Here is a 17606-nt window from a genome sequence, read left to right as displayed (position 1 = left end):
CGGCGGCCCGGAAAGGCGATGGTGACGGATCACTACGAGGTCCTCGGCGTCTCGCGCGATGCGAGCGAGGATGAGATCAAGAAGGCGTATCGGCGGCTCGCGCGTCAGCTGCACCCCGACGTGAATCCCAGCGAGGACGCGGCGGAGCGGTTCAAGCTCGTCACGCACGCCTACGACGTGCTGAGCGACGCCGACTCCCGGCGTCGCTACGACATGGGCGGCGACCAGAACGGCAACGGCGGGTTCGGAGGGTTCGGCGGCTTCGGCGACATCTTCGAGACCTTCTTCGGCGGCGGAGGGGCGCGTGCAGCACGACCCCGGTCGCGCCGGGAGCGCGGTCAGGACGCCCTCGTGCGCGTCACGCTCGAGCTCGGCGACGTCGTGTTCGGCGTCCACCGCGACATCGAGGTGGACACGGCCGTGCTCTGCGAAACATGCCAGGGATCCTGCTGCCAGGAGGGCACCTCGCCCGTCACGTGCGACATCTGCGGAGGGTCGGGCCACGTCCAGCAGCAGGTGCGCAGCCTGCTCGGCAACGTCATCACGACGGCGCCGTGCGGCTCCTGCGAGGGCTTCGGTACGACGATCCCGTTCCCGTGCCAGACCTGCAACGGCCAGGGCCGGGTGCGCTCGCGTCGTACGGTCGGGCTGGACATCCCGGCGGGCGTCGAGACGGGCCTCCGCCTGCAGCTGCCCGGATCCGGTGAGGTCGGCCGCGCCGGCGGCCCGAACGGCGACCTGTACGTCGAGGTCACCGTCGCCCCGCACGCCCGGTTCAGCCGCGATGGCGACGACCTGCTCGCGACCCTCGAGGTGGCGATGAGCGATGCGATCCTCGGCGCCACGACGACGATCGAATCTCTGGACGGACCCGTCGATCTGGAAATACGCCAGGGATTGCAGTCGGGCGACGTGCTGACGATCAAGGGCCGCGGTGTCACGCCGCTGCGCGGAAGCCAGCGCGGCGACCTGCGCGTGGGCGTGCAGGTGCTCACGCCGACGAAGCTCGATCACAAGGAGCGCCAGCTCATCGAGGACTTCGCCAAGCGCACCAAGGCGCCGGGGCCGAAGCTCGCGGAGTTCCACCAGGGGCTGTTCTCCAAGCTGCGCGACCGCTTCCGGGGCTGATCGCGATGGCCCTGCACTTCGTGACGCCCGATGCGACGGCGGCGACGGCCGGATCGGTCGTCGCCCTCACCGGCGCCGAGGCCAAGCACGCGGCCGTCGTGCGCCGGGTGCGGATCGGCGAGCCGATCACGCTCGGCGACGGGGCCGGCGCCTGGCTCGAGGGCGAGGTCGCGTCGGCGGCGCCCGGTCTCGTCGAGGTGCGGATCCTCTCGCGCCGGCAGGACCCCCGGCCCGACCCTCGGATCCTGCTCGTGCAGGCGCTCGCGAAGGGCGACCGCGACGAGCTCGCGGTGCAGGCGGCGTGCGAGCTCGGCGTCGACGAGATCGTGCCCTGGCAGGCCGCGCGCAGCGTCTCCCGGTGGGAGGGCGCCAAGGCGGCGAAGGGCCGGGAGCGCTGGTCGACGATCGTGCGCGAGGCCGCCAAGCAGGCGCACCGGTCCTGGATCCCGGAGGTCGCGGCCGTCGAGACGACCGGAGATCTGGCGCGCCGCGCGGTGACGCAGCGCGTGCTGATCCTGGATCCCACGGCCCCCGCTTCGCTCTCCGCCCTGGTTCCGGACGAGCGCGACATCGTGCTGGTCGTGGGACCGGAGGGCGGGATCGCTCCCGAGGAGATCGAGCGGCTGGTCGCCGCCGGTGCGGAGCGCGTGCTGCTGGGCGACACCGTACTGCGCACCTCGACCGCGGGACCCGCCGCGATCGCGGTCCTGAACGTGGCGCGCGGTCGCTGGTAGTCCGCCGTCGCGCGGCACCGCGCCGATAGACTGGACGCATGAGCGAACCCTCGATCTTCACGCGCATCCTGAACGGGGACATCCCCGGCGAGATCCTGCTGGAGACCGACGACGTCTTCGCGATCCGCGACATCAATCCGCAGGCACCGCTGCACGTGCTCGTGATCCCCAAGTCCGAGCAGTTCCGCGACGTCACCGAACTCGCCGCGGGCGACCCTGGACTCATGGCGAAGATGGTCGCCGCGGCCAAGGAGATCGCCGACGAGCACGCGAACGGCGAGTACCGCCTGATCTTCAACAACGGCGCAAGCGTCGCTCAGTCCGTCTTCCACGTGCACGCCCACGTGCTCGGCAATCTCGAGGAGAACAAGCTCGTTGGCTTCTGAGGACATGGCGGAGTCGATGACCTCGGCCCGCATCGAGGTGGACGGGGTCGCGATGGTGCAGCTGCTCGGTCCCCAGGACCGGCTGCTGCGCATGCTCGAGAAGGAGCATCCCGCGGTCGACGTGATGGTGCGCGGCAACGAGGTCACCCTGACCGGTGAGCCGGCCGCGGTGCGCTCGGCGCAGAAGCTCGTGGACGAGCTCATCGAGCTGACGCGTTCCGGGCATGCGCTCGCCCCCAGCGACGTCGCGCAGTCCGCGCGCATGCTGGAGCGCGAGGGAGTGCGCCCGAGCGAGGTCCTCGGCGAGGCGATCCTGTCCACGCGCGGACGGGTGATCCGGCCGAAGACGCTCGGCCAGAAGGAGTACGTCGACGCGATCGACGAGAACACGATCGTGTTCGGCATCGGCCCCGCCGGCACCGGCAAGACGTACCTCGCGATGGCGAAAGCCGTGCAGGCCCTGCAGCGCAAGGAGGTCGAGCGGATCATCCTCACGCGCCCGGCCGTCGAAGCGGGGGAGCGGCTGGGATTCCTGCCCGGAACCCTCACCGACAAGATCGACCCGTATCTGCGCCCGCTCTACGACGCGCTGAACGAGATGATGGATCCGGAGATCGTGCCCCGCCTGATGGCGAGCGGCACGATCGAGGTCGCCCCTCTCGCGTACATGCGCGGCCGGACGCTGAACGACTCGTTCGTCGTGCTCGACGAAGCGCAGAACACCACGCCGGAGCAGATGAAGATGTTCCTCACCCGGCTCGGGTTCGGCACCCGCATGGTCGTCACGGGCGATATCACGCAGGTGGACCTCCCTCAGGGCGCGTCCGGATTGCGGGTCGTGACCCGGGTGCTGAAGGACATCGACGACATCCACTTCTCGCGCCTCACGAGCGACGACGTCGTGCGCCACTCGCTGGTCGGCCGCATCGTGGACGCGTACACCGAGTACGACGAGCAGCGCACCGCGGCCCGCACGGAGCGCGAGCAGGCGGCGGAGTTCGCCAATCGCGCCGAGCGCCGCGCGGGGCAGCAGCGCCCCGGACCCCGAGACCGCATGCCGAAACGAGGCCTGAAATGATCGAGATCAACAACGAGTCGGCCATCGCGATCGACGAGACGGTGCTTCTGCGCCTCACCGAGCGCAACCTCGGCCAGCTGAACGTCAGCGCGGATGCGGACGTCGCGATCGTCCTCGTCGACGAGGGCGCCATGGAGGCGCTGCACGTGCAGTGGATGGACGAGCCGGGGCCCACCGACGTGCTGAGCTTCCCGATGGACGAGCTCCGTCCCGGCACGATCGACCGTCCCACCCCGCCCGGGCTGCTCGGCGACATCGTGCTGTGCCCCCAGGTCGCGGAGACCCAGGCCGCCGCGGCCAAGCACGCGCTCATGGACGAGCTGATCCTGCTCACGACGCACGGACTCCTGCACCTGCTCGGATTCGACCACGCCGAGCCCGAGGACGAGAAGGAGATGTTCGGCCTGCAGCGCGAGCTCATCGCCGGCTTCGCCGCGGACGAGCGCGCCCAGGGTCGATGACGCCATTCCTGCTGCTCGCCGGCGCGATCCTGCTCGTCGCCTTCGGCGGGCTCATGGCCGCGATCGACGCGGCCCTCTCGGTGACCTCCCGGGCGGATCTGGAGGAGATGGGATCCGAGGGGCGCAATGCGCCCGCCCTCGCCAGGATCGCCGCGGATCCGGAACCGCACGCGAACGCGGTCGCCTTCATGCGCGTCTTCGTGGAGACAGCGGCGGCGGTGCTCGTCACGGTCGCCTTCGTGCTGCTGTTCGACGATCAGATCTGGTGGGCGATGCTCGCCGCCGCGGTGATCATGACGGGCATCACCTTCGTCCTCGTCGGGGCGAGTCCCCGTTCCTTCGGGCGTCAGCACGCCGACGCGATGCTGCGCGCATGCGCTCCCACGATCCGTGCGGTCCGCGTCATCCTGGGCCCGATCGCGCAGGGACTGGCCGTCTTCGGCAGCCGGGTCACGCCGGGGGCGGGGCGGAGCACGTTCGCGACCGAGACGCAGCTGCTCAGCATGGTCGACGAGGCGGCGTCGCATGACCTCATCGAGGCGGACGACCGCGAGCTGATCCACTCCGTCTTCGACTTCACGGATCAGTTCGTCCGCGCCGTCATGGTGCCGCGCACCGACATGGTCACGGTGGACGCCACCGCCACCACTTCCGAGGCGATGGATCTCTTCCTCGACAGGGGCGTCTCGCGCATCCCGGTCGTCGACGACGAGGCCGACGACGTCGTCGGGGTGCTCTACCTCAAGGACCTCGTGCAGTTCGCCTACCGTGATGACCGCAGCTGGCGGGCGGCCTCGGTGCGCCGGCTCGCCCGGCCCGCGGTGTTCGTGCCGGAATCGATGCGCGCCGAGACCCTCTTGCAGCAGATGAAGCGCGAGGCCGTGCACGTGTGCATCGTGATCGATGAGCACGGCGGAATCGCCGGCCTCGTCACGATGGAGGATCTCATCGAGGAGCTCGTCGGGGAGATCTCCGACGAGTACGACCGGCCCGGCGCCGAGATCGTCGAGCTCGAGCCGGGGCACTACCGGGTGAGCGGGCGGATGAGCCTCGAGGACGTGGGCGAGCTGTTCGGCGTCGAGCTCGAGGACGACGACGTCGACTCCATCGGCGGGCTCCTGGGCAAGGAGCTCGGCCGCATCCCCACTCCCGGCGCGACGGCCGTCGTGCGCGGGCTGCTCCTCACCGGCGGCGCCTCGCGGGGCCGCGGGCGCGGCATCGAATACGTCTTCGTCGAGCGGGCCGAGGAGCCGCTCGCGGGGGATCAGAACAAGGAGAACCACGATGAGCGATGAGCGCGACACCGAGAACCCGACCCCGCATCGCAGCGGTTTCGTGACCTTCGTGGGCCGGCCGAACGTCGGCAAGTCCACGCTCACGAACGCGCTGGTCGGCGAGAAGATCGCGATCACCAGTGAGAAGCCGCAGACCACGCGGCGCGCGATCCGCGGCATCGTGAACCGTCCGGACGGGCAGCTCGTGATCGTGGACACCCCGGGGATCCACCGCCCTCGCACTCTGCTGGGCGAACGTCTGAACGACCTCGTCGGGCAGGTGCTCGGCGACGTCGACGTGATCGGCTTCTGCGTGCCGGCGACCGAGAAGGTCGGCCCCGGTGACAAGCGCATCGCCGCATCGCTGGACGGCTACCCGCGGGCGAAGAAGATCGCGATCGTGACCAAGGTCGACATCGCCGAGCGGGACGAGATCACCGAGCGGCTCATGGAGGTCGACTCCCTGCGCGAGGACTGGGCGGCCGTGATCCCGCTCTCCGCGCTCACGCGGGTCCAGCTGGACGTGCTCGCGGACGAGGTGCTCTCGCTCATGCCGGAGGGGCCGTCGCTGTACGAGGACGACATCGTCACGGACGAGTCCACCGAGGACCGTATCGCCGAGATGATCCGCGAGGCGGCCCTCGAAGGCGTCCGCGACGAGCTGCCGCACTCGATCGCGGTCGTCGTCGACGACATCGCGCGCCGCGAGGACTCCGATCTGACCGACGTGCACGCCTCGATCGTGGTGGAGCGGGACAGCCAGAAGGCGATCATCATCGGACGCAAGGGCGCCAGGCTCCGCGATGTCGGCGCGACCGCCCGTGCGGGGATCGAGGAGCTGCTCGGCACCCGGGTGTTCCTCGGTCTGCACGTGAAGGTCGCCAAGGAATGGCAGCGCGACCCGAAGCAGCTCGGCCGGCTGGGGTTCTGACGTGAGCGTCGCCGCGCAGCAGTGGATCGCCCAGGACTGGGGCGGTCCGGAGCGCTGGCGACTGGCCGATACGACGGCACCGGATCCGGAACAGGGTGAGGTCACGATCCGCGTGCGCGCCGCCGGGATGAACCCGGCCGACCGCAAGCACGTCGCCGCGCCGAGGCCCGGCGTCGCGTTGCCGGTCCCGATCGGCTACGAGATTTCCGGCGAGATCCTCGCGATCGGACCCGGCACCCGGATCGGATCGGGTGAGGCGCGGGTCGGCGATGAGGTCGTCGCCTTCCGCGTGCAGGGCGGCTACGCGACGGCGCTCACGATCCCCGCGGAGAAGGCCTTCCTCAAGCCAGGGCCGCTGTCGCACGGCGAGGCGGCGAACCTGCTGCTCGCCGGGACCACGGCGGCGGAGATGCTCGACCGCGTGCACGCCGGCGCGGGGGAGACGATCCTGCTGCACGGCGCCTCGGGCGCGGTCGGCGTCATGGTGCTGCAGCTCGCCGCCCTGCGCGGCGTCCGCGTGATCGGGACCGCGAGCGCGGCCGGTGCGGAGCGCGTGCGCGGGTTCGGTGGGATCCCGGTCGCGTACGGCGACGGTCTCTTGGACCGGGTGCGCGCCGTGGGCCTTCCGGCGGACGCGGCGCTCGATACGATCGGCACGGACGAGGCGATCGACGTGTCCCTCGCGCTGGTCGAGGATCGCACGCGGATCGTGACGATCGCGGCACCCGGTCGTGCCGCGGAGCACGGCTTCGGGGCCATCGCCGGGACGCAACCCGCCAGTACCGCATTCCGCGACGGCATCCGCGGCGAGCTCGTCCGCCTCGCCGACGAGGGACGTCTCGTGGTGCCCCTCGCCCGCACCTATCCGCTCTCCGAGGCCGTCGAGGCCACTCGCTTCCTCGCCGAGGGGCACCCCGGCGGCAAGCTCGCGCTGATCCCCTGACGGGCGGCCAGGGAGCGCGACGCCGCCGGTCTCACCATCCGCCGGAGGATCCGCCACCGCCTCCTCCGCCGGAGAACCCGCCGCCGAAGGAACCGCTGGAACTGGATGAGGTGCTCGGTGTGGGGGTCGGGCTGAGCGAGCTGTTCATGCCGCTGAGCGACCCTGCGAAGCTCGCGCCCGTGTAGCCGTAGTACCAGCCGGGCGTGATGCCGTCGTGCTCGTACTGCACGGCGAGCACCTGGCCCCACTCCCGCTCCATGCCGAACAGCATCGCGAAGGGCAGGAGCCGCTCGTACAGCACGATGACGTCCACCGTGCCGTCCGCGCGGCGTTCCGCGCCCCGGTAGGACTGCAGCATGCGGATCCGGTCCGCCTCGGCCAGCCGGATGTACTCGCGCACCCCGAGCAGGTATTCGCGCGTCTCGGCACCCTGCGGCGTGAGCACCGCGCGGCGCGGCAGTGAGAAGAGGAGCGCGACGAGCGCGATCGCCGATGCGACGATCCCGACCACGAAGGTCGCGATGGCGGCCGGGCGGCCCACCGCCATGCCTGGTACGGCGAGCGCGACCGCGCCGAGGCCCGCCGCCAGTGCGAGGACGCTCAGGACCACCGCGAGCACCGAGCGCCGCCGCGTGAGCAGACCGCGCTCGAACGCGGCGACGTGGGCGGATCCGGAGAGCGCCTTGAGCCGGGTGACCAGTGCATCGTTCGGCACCTCGAGATGCAGCGTGGTGCCGACGGGATTCCCGGGGAACAGTGCGTGCAGCGCCTCTGCGTCGAGTGCATCGGGGGCGATGGACGGGTCGAGCAGTTCGAGCACCGGCTTGCTCTCGCCATCGGAGATGCGGATCGCCTTATGGACGGCGAGATGCACCATCTCTGCGGAGTCCGCGACGGGCTTGCGTCCTTCGATCTCGGCGGCGAGAACGGGCGGAAGCGCGTCGGGCACGTCGTACTGGGCGACCACGATGCCGCGACCGCTGCGGCGCCCGTTCCGGCGCAGCAGCCCGATGCCGAGGATCGGGCCGCCGATCGCGAGCACCGCGGCGAGGCCAGCGACGGGGTACGGCGCCACATCCGTCATCGGATCCGGCTGTCGGGCCGGCGCCTGCGCGAAGGTTCCCTCCTGCATCGGGAACGCGACCGTGACGCCGGATCCGGCGGGGATCTCATCCTGCGTCACGGCGAACCCGCCGGTCTCCGTGACGGGGGAGAGCGTGCATGGAACCGTGGCGCCGGCGGGACCCGCGTAGCAGGAGGGAGCGCCGACCATGGCGGCATCGACCTCGGGGGCGAACGACAGCTCGGCCGAGAAATGGGCGATCGGCTGCGCGGAGTTCAGCGGCAGCAGGTTCCAGTACCACTCGTCGATCGCCCGGTCGGTGGGGCGGTGCACGACGTCGCGCATCGTGTACCGGATCACGTAGGTGGTGCGGCCGTGCGCGTAGGAGTCAGGATCGCCGATCTTCAGCTGACGCTCGCCGTCATCGGTCTCGCTGTCGTCGTACGGCACCGCCGTGCCCGCACCATCCGTGATCGAGACGACGTGCAGTCCGAGCGGCGCGCCCTCGTACCAGGTCGGCAGGCCGCGGAGGATGCCGTGGTTCTGGTCGAACTCGGGGAAGTCCGCGACGAGCGTCTCGGTCACCGTCAGCATCGCGCGGCCGTCCGCGTCGCGGCTGAGCTGGTACTGCGCATCCCAGGAGGCGTAGGAGAAGTCGTTCGTGTCGGCGTGCGCGGCGGGTGCCGCCAGCAGCGGGGCCACCACGATGGCGAGGGCGCCGAGCAGGGCGAGCAGCCGGGCGCGCAGTCGAGCCGTCATGCCAGCCAGACTAGCCATTCCCGCCGTGGGTCTGCGCCGCCGACATCGGCCGCGTCCCCTCGTGCCACCTCCGCTCGGCGCATCCGCACCGGAGCGCGCCGGATGGCCCGGCGATTTCTGGCCTTGGTAGAAGAAATTGCGCGACGCGCCGGTCGCGCGGTTGACATCGGTGGACGTCGTCGGCAACGTGGGTCGGACTTCGGCTTCACAGGTGACGCAAAGGCGCTCGTCGGATGGGCCGGAGTCCGCTCGCCGGCCTGGCGAGGGGTCCACTCAGTTCAGAAAGAGCAACTGCATGCGACTCACCAGAAAGTTCGCGCTCGCCGCCACCGCGGCCGTCGCGTTCACAGTCGGCACGGTCATCCCGGCAGCCGGCGCAGCAACCCCCGATGACAACACCGACGTTCCGTCCTACCAGGAGTTCGCCGCATCGACGTATCGGGACGTCGACGGCAGCTACATCGTCAACGGCGACGAGGTTCTGTCGAATCAGAGCCAGTTGCGCACCTTCTACGAGAAGATGGTCGGCCCGGAGACGCCGTTGGACGGCCTCATCGTCAACACGGTCAACGGGGCCGATGATCGATGGTCGGACGCGCAGGTGGGCGACCTCACCTATTGCGTGAGCACGGCGTTCGGCGCGCGTCACGACGATGTCGTGAACGCGATGGCGAGCGGTGCCGCACTCTGGGAGGCCGCCTCGTCGAAGATCGACTTCGTGTACGTCAGCAGCGCCGACGGCAATTGCACGACGCGGAACAAGTCCGTGCTGTTCTCGGTCGAGCCCGTGCAGACCTCGCAGTACATCGCCCGGGCGTTCTTCCCGAGCACGGCGGACCGTCAGCAGAACGTGCTCATCGATGACTCGATCTGGAGCTCGGGAGCCTGGACGCCGACCAACATCCTCGGCCACGAGCTCGGCCACGTGCTGGGCTTCCGTCATGAGCACACCCGTCCGGAGTCGGGCACGTGCTTCGAGGACAACAACTGGCGTCCGCTGACGCCGTACGACTCGTCCTCGATCATGCACTACCCGCAGTGCAATGGGACGTCCGACGACCTGTCGATGACCAGCACCGACGTGACGGGTGTCGTTTCGCTCTACGGAAGCTGAGCAGCCGCTCCTCCGAGTTCTCCGCTGCCGGGCCTGGTCGATCTCGACCGGGCCCGGTCTGCGTCAGAGCGCGGCCCTGACGGCGAAGGCGGTCGGGTGCGAACGCGTCAGTGCAGCGCGCTCGTCTCGATGATCGTGCGCAGGGTGGCCTCGTCGTTCGGGATCTCGGTGACGCGCTGCGGGGCGGCGAGCAGGGTCTGCAGCTCGTCCGACAGCGGGAGTTCGATGCCGAGCGCCTCGGTGATCGTCTCACCGAACTTCTCCGGCTTGGCGGTCTCGAGCACGAGCATCGGCACGCCGTCCTCCACGAACGCGCGCGCGACCTTCACGCCGTCGGCCGTGTGCGGGTCGATGATGGCGCCGCTCGTCTCGTGCACGGCGCGGATCGTGGCGAGCCGGTCGGCGTGCGTGCTGGTGCCGCTGACGATCCCGAACTCGTCGGCGAAGCGCGGCAGATCCGCCGTGAAGTCGAACGCACCGGTGCGGGACAGGTCGTCCCACGCGCCGACGACACCCTGCGGGTCGCGGCCGACGAGGTCGTAGATGAAGCGCTCCAGGTTCGAGGCCTTGGAGATGTCCATCGACGGGCTCGACGTTGCGAGCGTCTGCGCGGCGCTGCGAGGGCGGTAGACGCCGGTGCGGAAGAACTCGTCCAGCACGTTGTTCTCGTTCGCAGCGAGCACCAGCTGGCGGATCGGCAGGCCCATGCCCCGGGCGAAGAAGCCGGAGAGGATGTTGCCGAAGTTCCCGGACGGCACCGCGAACGACACCTCGAAGCCCTCTCGCTCCGTGGCGTCGAGATCGTCGGTCGCCCGCAGCCACGCCCAGAAGTAGTACACGACCTGCGCCGTGATGCGCGCGAGGTTGATCGAGTTGACCGCGCCGAGGTGCTGCGCGTTCTTGAAGTCGAGGTCGCCGGCGAGGTCCTTGACCAGGTTCTGGCAGTCGTCGAAGACGCCGTCGACGGCGATGTTGTGCACGTTCGCGTCCTGCAGCGAGTACATCTGCGCGCGCTGGAACGGGCTCATCCGGCCCTGCGGCGAGAGCATGAAGACGCTGATGCGGTCCTTGCCGCGCAGGGCGTGCTCGGCGGCCGACCCGGTGTCGCCCGAGGTGGCGCCGACGATGTTCAGCACGCCGCCGGTGCGCTCGAGGGCGTACTCGAGCGCCTGGCCGAGGAACTGCATCGCCATGTCCTTGAACGCCAGCGTCGGGCCCTCGGAGAGCCCGACGAGCGTGATCCCGCCGCCGATCGGCGTGAGCGGCACGGGAGCCGCGAAGACGGAGGGGGAGTAGGCGGCGGTGCAGAGCGCCGCGAGGTCCTCGCGCGGGATGTCCGTCGCGAACAGGCCGAGCACCTCGGTCGCCAGCTGTGCGTAGCCGAGTGAGCGCCAGGACTCCAGGGTCGCGGCGTCGACCTTCGGCAGCTGCTCCGGGACGAGCAGGCCGCCGTCGACGGCCAGCCCCTCCAGGAGCGCCTCGCTGTAGGTCTTCGGCTCCCCGCCACCGCGGGTGGAGATGTACTGCACGAGATGCTCCTCGAAAGTCAGGCGTCTTGGATCCGCTCGTAGGCGTGCGGGTCCGCGTGCATCGATTCTCGCAGGTCCGTCACAGCCCCGCGGTCCGGATGACGCCGTGCTAGCATGGCCGCATGCGCGCAGGCGGTCTGCTTCTTCTTAGCTGCCGCGACGAGTCCCGTATCTGAGGGCCCCACTCGTCGCGGTGTTCGTGTTGGCCCGCCCCACACTTGAAGCGACGAGAAGAGCAACCCCTCATGATGAACAACCAGCGCCCCTCCGCGATGCCGGTCCACAAGTACCGTCCGTTCCACGAGCAGATCCGTGTCGACCTGCCCGATCGCACCTGGCCCTCCGCCCGCATCACGAAGGCGCCGCGCTGGTGCGCGGTCGACCTGCGCGACGGCAACCAGGCGCTCATCGACCCGATGTCGCCCGAGCGCAAGCGCGTGATGTTCGAGTTGCTCGTCGGCATGGGCTACAAGGAGATCGAGGTCGGCTTCCCGTCCGCGAGCCAGACCGACTTCGACTTCGTGCGTCAGCTCATCGAAGAGGACCTGATCCCGGACGACGTGACGATCCAGGTCCTGACGCAGTGCCGCGAGCACCTCATCGAGCGCACGTACGAGGCCATCGCCGGTGCCAAGCAGGCCATCGTGCACTTCTACAACTCCACCAGCGTGCTGCAGCGCGAGGTCGTTTTCCGCTCCGACCGTGAGGGCGTCAAGCAGATCGCGCTCGAAGGGGCGCGGCTGTGCCGCGAGTTCGAGAAGCGCATCCCGGACACCGAGGTCTACTACGAGTACTCGCCCGAGAGCTACACCGGCACCGAGCTCGAGTATGCCGTCGAGGTCTGCAACGAGGTCCTGGAGATCCTGCAGCCGAGCCCCGGCCGCAAGGTGATCATCAACCTGCCGGCGACCGTCGAGATGGCCACTCCCAACGTCTACGCCGACTCGATCGAGTGGATGAGCCGCCACCTGAACCACCGCGAGAACGTGATCCTCTCGCTGCACCCGCACAACGACCGGGGCACCGCGATCGCGGCGGCGGAGCTGGGCTACATGGCCGGCGCCGACCGCATCGAGGGATGCCTGTTCGGCAACGGCGAGCGCACCGGCAACGTCGACCTCGTCGCGCTGGGCATCAACATGTTCACCCAGGGGATCGACCCCGAGATCGACTTCGGCGACATCGACCAGGTCAAGCGCACGGCCGAGTACTGCAACCAGCTGCCGGTGCCGGAGCGCAGCCCGTGGGCCGGCGATCTGGTCTTCACGGCGTTCAGCGGATCGCACCAGGACGCGATCAAGAAGGGCTTCGAGGCGATGGCCGCGCGGGCCGAGGAGCAGGGCGTCACGGTCGATGACATCGAGTGGGGCGTGCCCTACCTGCCGGTCGACCCGAAGGATCTGGGTCGCTCCTACGAGGCCGTCATCCGGGTCAACTCGCAGTCCGGCAAGGGCGGGGTCGCGTACCTGCTGAAGACGGATCATGCCCTCGACCTGCCGCGGAAGCTCCAGATCGAGTTCTCCGGGGTCGTGCAGGGCAAGACCGACGCCGAGGGCGGCGAGGTCACCAGCGAGCAGATCTGGGCGATCTTCAACGACGAGTACCTGCCCGCCTCGGCCGACGACGCCAAGTGGGGGCGGTTCGAGCTGCTCGGCACGCGCACGAACAGCGACATGTCCGGAGACGTCACGCTCGACGTCGTGCTGCGCGATGACGAGGAGCGCGTCGAGGCGGAGGGGCGCGGAAACGGTCCCGTCGCGGCGTTCATCGAGGTGCTGCGCGAGCGCGGCTTCGAGATCTCGCTGTACGACTACGTCGAGCACACGCTCTCGACCGGCGGAGACGCCCAGGCGGCGGCGTACGTCGAGCTGCAGGTCGGCGACCAGCGGCTGTGGGGCGTCGGGATCGACGGCGACATCTCGACGGCGTCGCTCAAGGCGATCGTGTCCTGCGTGAACCGCTCCATCCGCGCCAGGGCCGCCGCCGACGCGGACTTCGTCACGGCCTGAGCGGTCGCACCAGAGCTTCTCCGCATCGTCACCCCGTGTGCGGAGGATCCGTCCGCGGCGCAACCGTCCGCGTGACTGCGCCTGCGCCCCTGATCCGGCAGAACCTGCCGGATCAGGGGCGCAGGCGTGTATCAGGGGCGGATGATCGGGATCATCCCGGTCTCGGCGGCGACGCGGCGGCGGTAGAGGGCGCGCTGCTCGGGCAGTGACAGGTCGAAAGCCACGGCGAGCACGCGGATGATCGCGGTCAGGACGATGCCGATGATCGCGGCCGGCACGATGCCCATGCCGAGTCCGTGCGCGACCACGATGAAGGCGCAGCCTGCGCCGGCGGCGACCGCGTAGAGGGAGCCGACGTGCATGATCGACACCGGCAGGCCCATGAGCATGTCGCGGAGGACGCCTCCGCCGGCGGCGGCGCAGACGCCGATGAACACGGCGGGCACTTCGGGCAGGCCGAACGCGATCGCCTTGCTGGTGCCGAAGGCGCCGAACATGCCGATCACCACGGCGTCGAGGCCGACGACCACGGCGTTCAGGCGCTGGAAGAGGCCGGCGAGCAGCATGCCCACGAGCGCTGCGCCTCCGGCGGTGAGCAGGTACCAGTTGCTGTGCAGCGAGGCGGGCGGCTGGCCGAGGAGGATGTCGCGGATAAGACCGCCGCCCATGCCGATCATGATGCCGATGATGGCGACGCCGAGCAGGTCGAGGCGGCGTTCGCCTCGGAAGCCGCTCGCGAACAAGGCGCCTTGCACACCGCCCAGGCCCACGCCCAGCAGATCGGCCCACAGCGGGATGGTGAAGGTCGGTTCGGTCACAGCTCTATTGTCCCCGGGAGTGGGATGATCGAGGAATGCCCACCTACCGAGATGAAGCGGTGATCCTGCGCACCCACAAGCTCGGCGAGGCTGACCGGATCGTCACGATGCTCTCTCGTGCGCACGGCAAGGTCAGGGCTGTGGCGAAGGGGGTGCGCCGCACCTCGTCGAAGTTCGGCTCGCGGCTCGAGCCGTTCATGGTGGCGGACGTGCAGCTGTACCAGGGCCGTTCGCTCGATATCGTGCAGCAGGCCGAGTCCCTCGGTTCCTACGGTGCCGATATCGCCCTGCACTACGACCGCTACACGGCCGCCAACGCGATGGTGGAGACGGCCGATCGGCTGAACGACTCCGAGGCGACGCCCGACCAGTATCTGCTGCTCGTGGGCGGGCTGCGCGCCCTCGCGCGCGGCGAGCACGCCTCTCGCAGCATCCTGGACTCCTATCTGCTGCGCGTCATGGCGCTTTCGGGCTGGGCGCCGTCGTTCGACGACTGCGCGCGCTGCGCGAAGCGCGGTCCGCACTCGGTGTTCGTCGCCCAGATGGGCGGCATCGTCTGCGACGAGTGCGCGCCGGTGGGCAGTCCGCGCATTCCTGCGACGGCGATCGAGGTGCTCCGCGCCCTGATCGCGGGAGACTGGGAGCGCGTGGACTCCGCATCCGATCGCGACACCGCGGCCGCGTCCGGTGTCATCGCCGCCTATGCCCAGTGGCATCTCGAGCGGGGGATCCGCTCGCTCTCGCTCGTGGAGGGAACCCGTTGAGCCCCAAGCCGTACACGCACAAGGACGCCGTCCCGTACCGTCCGCTGGACTGGACCGGCGTGCAGCCGCCTGCGTTCCCCGCCGTACCGAACCATGTCGCGATCGTCATGGACGGCAACGGCCGCTGGGCGAATCGCCGCGGACTCAACCGCATCGAGGGGCACAAGGCGGGGGAGGAGGTGCTGCTCGACGTCGTGGCCGGTGCGATTCAGGCCGGCGTCAAGCACCTCAGCGTGTATGCGTTCTCGACGGAGAACTGGGCGCGCTCTCCCGAGGAGGTGCGCTTCCTCATGGGGTACAACCGCGACGTGCTGCACCGTCGTCGCGACCAGCTCAACGAGTGGGGCGTGCGCATCAGGTGGGCGGGGCGCAGGCCGCGCCTGTGGGGTTCCGTCATCAAGGAACTGGAGTACGCGTCGGAGCTGACGCGAGGCAACGACACGCTCACGCTCACGATGTGCATCAACTATGGCGGGCGCGTCGAGCTCGTCGATGCGATGCGTGCGATCGCCGAGGACGTGAAGGCCGGGCGGATGCGCCTGAGTGCGATCACGGAGAAGGCGATCCGTCGGCATCTGTACATTCCGGACATGCCCGATGTGGATCTGTTCCTGCGCAGTTCGGGGGAGCAGCGCACGTCGAACTTCCTGCTCTGGCAGTCGGCGTATGCGGAGATGGTGTTCTTGGACACGCTGTGGCCGGATTTCTCCCGCGAGGAGCTGTGGCGGGCGATCGGGGTCTATCTCTCCCGTGACCGCCGTTTCGGCGGGGCGGTCGATACGCCCGACGCTGTTTCCGGGGTCTGAGTTCGCGGGGCTTCAGCGGCGGCGGCGACGGTGGCTCCGGAATGACGGCGCCGCGCTGCGGGCACGCGGGCCTGGTCTGACCTTGCCCTTCTTGGGGGTGGGTTCAGGCGGCGGGGTGGAACCGTCGGGGTGGTGGGTCGATGTCTCCCCAGGCGTAGCGGAGGGGGAGTCTCGGGTGCAGCACGTTCTGTTCCCCGCCCGGGTGGTGCAGGACGAAGTCGTCCTTCCGGTGGCGGGTGATGTGCCATTGTCTGTGGTGGAGTTGCATGTGGTGGAACCGGCAGAGCAGGATGCCGCGGTCGATGTTCGTGTGGCCGTCGTCTCGGGCCCATTCGTCGATGTGGTGGGCTTCGCAGTAGGACGCGGGCCGGTCGCAGCCGGTCCACCGGCATCCGCCGTCGCGGGTGGCGAGTGCGATGCGTTGTGTCGGGGTGAACAGTCGTGATTCGCGTCCCACGTCGAGCGGGTTCCCACTCGTGTCGACGGTGATGGGGAGGGTTCCGGTGTCGCAGAGGTGTCTTTCGGCGACCGTGGCGGGGAGGGCGGTGAGCCCGTCTTCGGTGACCGCCACCCGGGCGGGTGCGCCGTCGCCTGTGATCTGCTGGACGAGCCGGAGTCCGGCTTGCCGGGTGCCGAACATGGCGGCAGGGTCGGCGAGCGCTCCGGCGCGGATGAGGTCGAGGAGCAGGTCGTAGGAGAGCTGGTCGTTGGTGCGTGGATCCGCGGCGAGGTCTGCGGCGGAGGCTTTCTCGGTGGGGTCGACGAATCGGGGTCCGCCGCGGCGGGGCCGCAACGCGGCGTTGAAGATCGTGTCGAGGTAGGCGCCGCCTTCGTCGTCGAACGCGATCGACGCCCGCCGGACACCGTCCGGGTCGAACCAGGTCCGGAACGCCCGCTTCTCATACCGGGCCAGGAACCTGGCCTCGGCCCCGTCCGGGTCGAGCAGGTCCCGGATCGTCCGTGCCGATGCGGCCAGTTCCTCCACGGTCCGCCGCCCTGCTTCGTCGATCAGCTGCATGGCGGCCTCCGCCCACGCATCGCCGGCGCCCTCAGGTGGATCGCCGAGCCCTCGACGGATCGCATCGAACTGCGCCGAAGTCACCACCCCTGACCGCAGCCCGTCCCGCAGTATCTGTCGCCAATCAATCGCGGTGGTCGCGTCGGGCGCATCGACGCCGGACAGGTCAGCCGCGGCGTCCGAACCAGCCGCATCGTCGAGCAGTGCTTCCCCGACTCGCACCTGCCGGGCGGCTTCGCCCTTCGTCATCCCGCCGAGTTCCTGAACCAGAGACGCCGCCGACCGGTGTCCGCGCGCCTGCGCCAATCCTGTATGCCCCGCGTCCCGGGTGGAGCGTCGTGCGATCACCCCGGCGCAGATCACCTGCACCTGCTCCACCAGCCGGCCGACCTCACCGGCCTCCCGAAGCACCGCAACAGCCCCGGCATCGTCCAGGTTCTCGATGGCTGCGTGCACGTCCGACGCGGTCGCATCCGCGCTGATCCGCCCGGCCAGGGTCGGGATCAGCGCCGCGATCGCGTCCAACGTCTTCATACCCCCACCCTCCCCGCCACCACCGACATTCGAACCCCAGATCAACCCAGATTTCCAAACAGGGGATAAGTCGGCCGAAGACGGGAATGTGGAGGACGATTCCGACCCCGAATGACCGCGCAGCCCCCGAATGACCGCGCAGCCCCCGAATGACCGCGCAGCCCCCGAATGACCGCGCAGCCGCCGAATGACCGCGCAGCCACCGATGGATCGCGCGCGCGTGGCGGGCGCCCGCCGCGCCCGCGGCGCGCAGCGTT

16 protein-coding genes are annotated in these 17606 nt (G+C 69.7%); 12 read left to right on the top strand and 4 right to left on the bottom strand.

From position 1 onward, the window contains the following. Positions 1-21 precede the first annotated feature (21 nt). The 8 genes from dnaJ to ACFC1J_RS03680 are packed head-to-tail and all read left to right on the top strand — an operon-like array spanning position 22 to position 6935. Positions 22-1128: a molecular chaperone DnaJ gene (gene dnaJ, locus ACFC1J_RS03715; RefSeq protein ID WP_375902548.1), complete on the top strand. Its 1107-nt coding sequence runs from the start codon at positions 22-24 to the stop codon at positions 1126-1128. Positions 1129-1133: 5 nt separating this feature from the next. After that, positions 1134-1862 carry a 16S rRNA (uracil(1498)-N(3))-methyltransferase gene (locus tag ACFC1J_RS03710; RefSeq protein ID WP_375902547.1) on the top strand — a complete coding sequence of 243 codons (729 nt, stop codon included), beginning with the start codon at positions 1134-1136 and terminating at the stop codon, positions 1860-1862. A 38-nt stretch (positions 1863-1900) separates the two neighbouring features. Then, positions 1901-2248 (top strand): HIT domain-containing protein, encoded by a 348-nt coding sequence (locus ACFC1J_RS03705; protein ID WP_045270491.1) that lies wholly within the window; start codon positions 1901-1903, stop codon positions 2246-2248. 4 nt (positions 2249-2252) lie between these two features. After that, positions 2253-3326, top strand: coding sequence for a PhoH family protein (locus ACFC1J_RS03700; RefSeq protein WP_292717837.1), 1074 nt, complete (start codon positions 2253-2255; stop codon positions 3324-3326). Further along, complete coding sequence (ybeY, locus tag ACFC1J_RS03695; protein ID WP_375902545.1) at positions 3323-3787, top strand: rRNA maturation RNase YbeY; 465 nt, start codon at positions 3323-3325, stop codon at positions 3785-3787. Before ACFC1J_RS03700 ends, ybeY begins: the two co-directional genes overlap by 4 nt. Then, complete coding sequence (locus ACFC1J_RS03690; protein WP_375902543.1) at positions 3784-5082, top strand: hemolysin family protein; 1299 nt, start codon at positions 3784-3786, stop codon at positions 5080-5082. Before ybeY ends, ACFC1J_RS03690 begins: the two co-directional genes overlap by 4 nt. Further along, complete coding sequence (gene era / locus ACFC1J_RS03685) at positions 5072-5992, top strand: GTPase Era (RefSeq protein WP_375902542.1); 921 nt, start codon at positions 5072-5074, stop codon at positions 5990-5992. The genes ACFC1J_RS03690 and era overlap by 11 nt, the downstream gene beginning before the upstream one ends. 1 nt (position 5993) lies before the next feature. Then, the gene (locus ACFC1J_RS03680; RefSeq protein ID WP_375902540.1) at positions 5994-6935 is read left to right on the top strand and encodes an NADP-dependent oxidoreductase; all 942 of its coding nucleotides are present in this window, start codon (positions 5994-5996) and stop codon (positions 6933-6935) included. Between the two features lie 31 nt (positions 6936-6966). Here the strand turns inward: ACFC1J_RS03680 and ACFC1J_RS03675 are convergent, their stop codons facing one another. Then, entirely contained in the window at positions 6967-8757 is a 1791-nt protein-coding gene (locus ACFC1J_RS03675; RefSeq protein WP_375902538.1) for a DUF2207 family protein, read from the bottom strand. Between the two features lie 295 nt (positions 8758-9052). Between ACFC1J_RS03675 and ACFC1J_RS03670 the strand changes: the two genes are divergently transcribed. Next, positions 9053-9871 carry a M57 family metalloprotease gene (locus tag ACFC1J_RS03670; protein ID WP_375902536.1) on the top strand — a complete coding sequence of 273 codons (819 nt, stop codon included), beginning with the start codon at positions 9053-9055 and terminating at the stop codon, positions 9869-9871. 107 nt (positions 9872-9978) lie between these two features. On the opposite strand, the gene thrC is transcribed toward ACFC1J_RS03670, so the two are convergent. Further along, a complete protein-coding gene (gene thrC, locus ACFC1J_RS03665; protein WP_375902534.1) occupies positions 9979-11400 on the bottom strand; it encodes a threonine synthase in 1422 nt (473 codons plus the stop codon). Between the two features lie 245 nt (positions 11401-11645). Here thrC and leuA point away from each other — a divergent pair, with 245 nt between their 5' ends. After that, positions 11646-13409, top strand: a complete 1764-nt coding sequence (gene leuA / locus ACFC1J_RS03660; RefSeq protein ID WP_375902532.1) for a 2-isopropylmalate synthase — start codon at positions 11646-11648, stop codon at positions 13407-13409. A 131-nt stretch (positions 13410-13540) separates the two neighbouring features. Here the strand turns inward: leuA and ACFC1J_RS03655 are convergent, their stop codons facing one another. After that, positions 13541-14227 (bottom strand): trimeric intracellular cation channel family protein, encoded by a 687-nt coding sequence (locus tag ACFC1J_RS03655; RefSeq protein WP_375902530.1) that lies wholly within the window; start codon positions 14225-14227, stop codon positions 13541-13543. A 35-nt stretch (positions 14228-14262) separates the two neighbouring features. On the opposite strand from ACFC1J_RS03655, the gene recO reads away from it, so the two are divergent. Both recO and ACFC1J_RS03645 read left to right on the top strand, forming a co-directional pair. After that, positions 14263-14991: a DNA repair protein RecO gene (gene recO / locus ACFC1J_RS03650; protein ID WP_375902528.1), complete on the top strand. Its 729-nt coding sequence runs from the start codon at positions 14263-14265 to the stop codon at positions 14989-14991. Next, positions 14988-15797: an isoprenyl transferase gene (locus tag ACFC1J_RS03645; RefSeq protein WP_375902527.1), complete on the top strand. Its 810-nt coding sequence runs from the start codon at positions 14988-14990 to the stop codon at positions 15795-15797. The genes recO and ACFC1J_RS03645 overlap by 4 nt, the downstream gene beginning before the upstream one ends. 103 nt (positions 15798-15900) lie before the next feature. On the opposite strand, the gene ACFC1J_RS03640 is transcribed toward ACFC1J_RS03645, so the two are convergent. Further along, positions 15901-17349 (bottom strand): DUF222 domain-containing protein, encoded by a 1449-nt coding sequence (locus ACFC1J_RS03640; RefSeq protein WP_375902525.1) that lies wholly within the window; start codon positions 17347-17349, stop codon positions 15901-15903. Positions 17350-17606 lie beyond the last annotated feature (257 nt).

The organism is Microbacterium sp. NPDC056052 (genome assembly GCF_042266785.1).
Lineage (GTDB): Bacteria > Actinomycetota > Actinomycetes > Actinomycetales > Microbacteriaceae > Microbacterium.
This window is presented reverse-complemented; position numbering and strand designations above follow the sequence as displayed.

Excerpts from the sequence above, each read along its gene's own strand:
- ACFC1J_RS03670 (WP_375902536.1), top strand. The coding sequence starts at position 9,053 with ATGCGACTCACCAGAAAGTTCGCGCTCGCCGCCACCGCGGCCGTCGCG.
- ACFC1J_RS03705 (WP_045270491.1), top strand. The coding sequence starts at position 1,901 with ATGAGCGAACCCTCGATCTTCACGCGCATCCTGAACGGGGACATCCCC.
- ACFC1J_RS03710 (WP_375902547.1), top strand. The coding sequence starts at position 1,134 with ATGGCCCTGCACTTCGTGACGCCCGATGCGACGGCGGCGACGGCCGGA.
- ACFC1J_RS03690 (WP_375902543.1), top strand. The coding sequence starts at position 3,784 with ATGACGCCATTCCTGCTGCTCGCCGGCGCGATCCTGCTCGTCGCCTTC.
- ACFC1J_RS03675 (WP_375902538.1), bottom strand. The coding sequence starts at position 8,757 with ATGACGGCTCGACTGCGCGCCCGGCTGCTCGCCCTGCTCGGCGCCCTC.
- leuA (WP_375902532.1), top strand. The coding sequence starts at position 11,646 with ATGATGAACAACCAGCGCCCCTCCGCGATGCCGGTCCACAAGTACCGT.
- era (WP_375902542.1), top strand. The coding sequence starts at position 5,072 with ATGAGCGATGAGCGCGACACCGAGAACCCGACCCCGCATCGCAGCGGT.
- ybeY (WP_375902545.1), top strand. The coding sequence starts at position 3,323 with ATGATCGAGATCAACAACGAGTCGGCCATCGCGATCGACGAGACGGTG.
- recO (WP_375902528.1), top strand. The coding sequence starts at position 14,263 with ATGCCCACCTACCGAGATGAAGCGGTGATCCTGCGCACCCACAAGCTC.
- ACFC1J_RS03640 (WP_375902525.1), bottom strand. The coding sequence starts at position 17,349 with ATGAAGACGTTGGACGCGATCGCGGCGCTGATCCCGACCCTGGCCGGG.
- ACFC1J_RS03700 (WP_292717837.1), top strand. The coding sequence starts at position 2,253 with ATGGCGGAGTCGATGACCTCGGCCCGCATCGAGGTGGACGGGGTCGCG.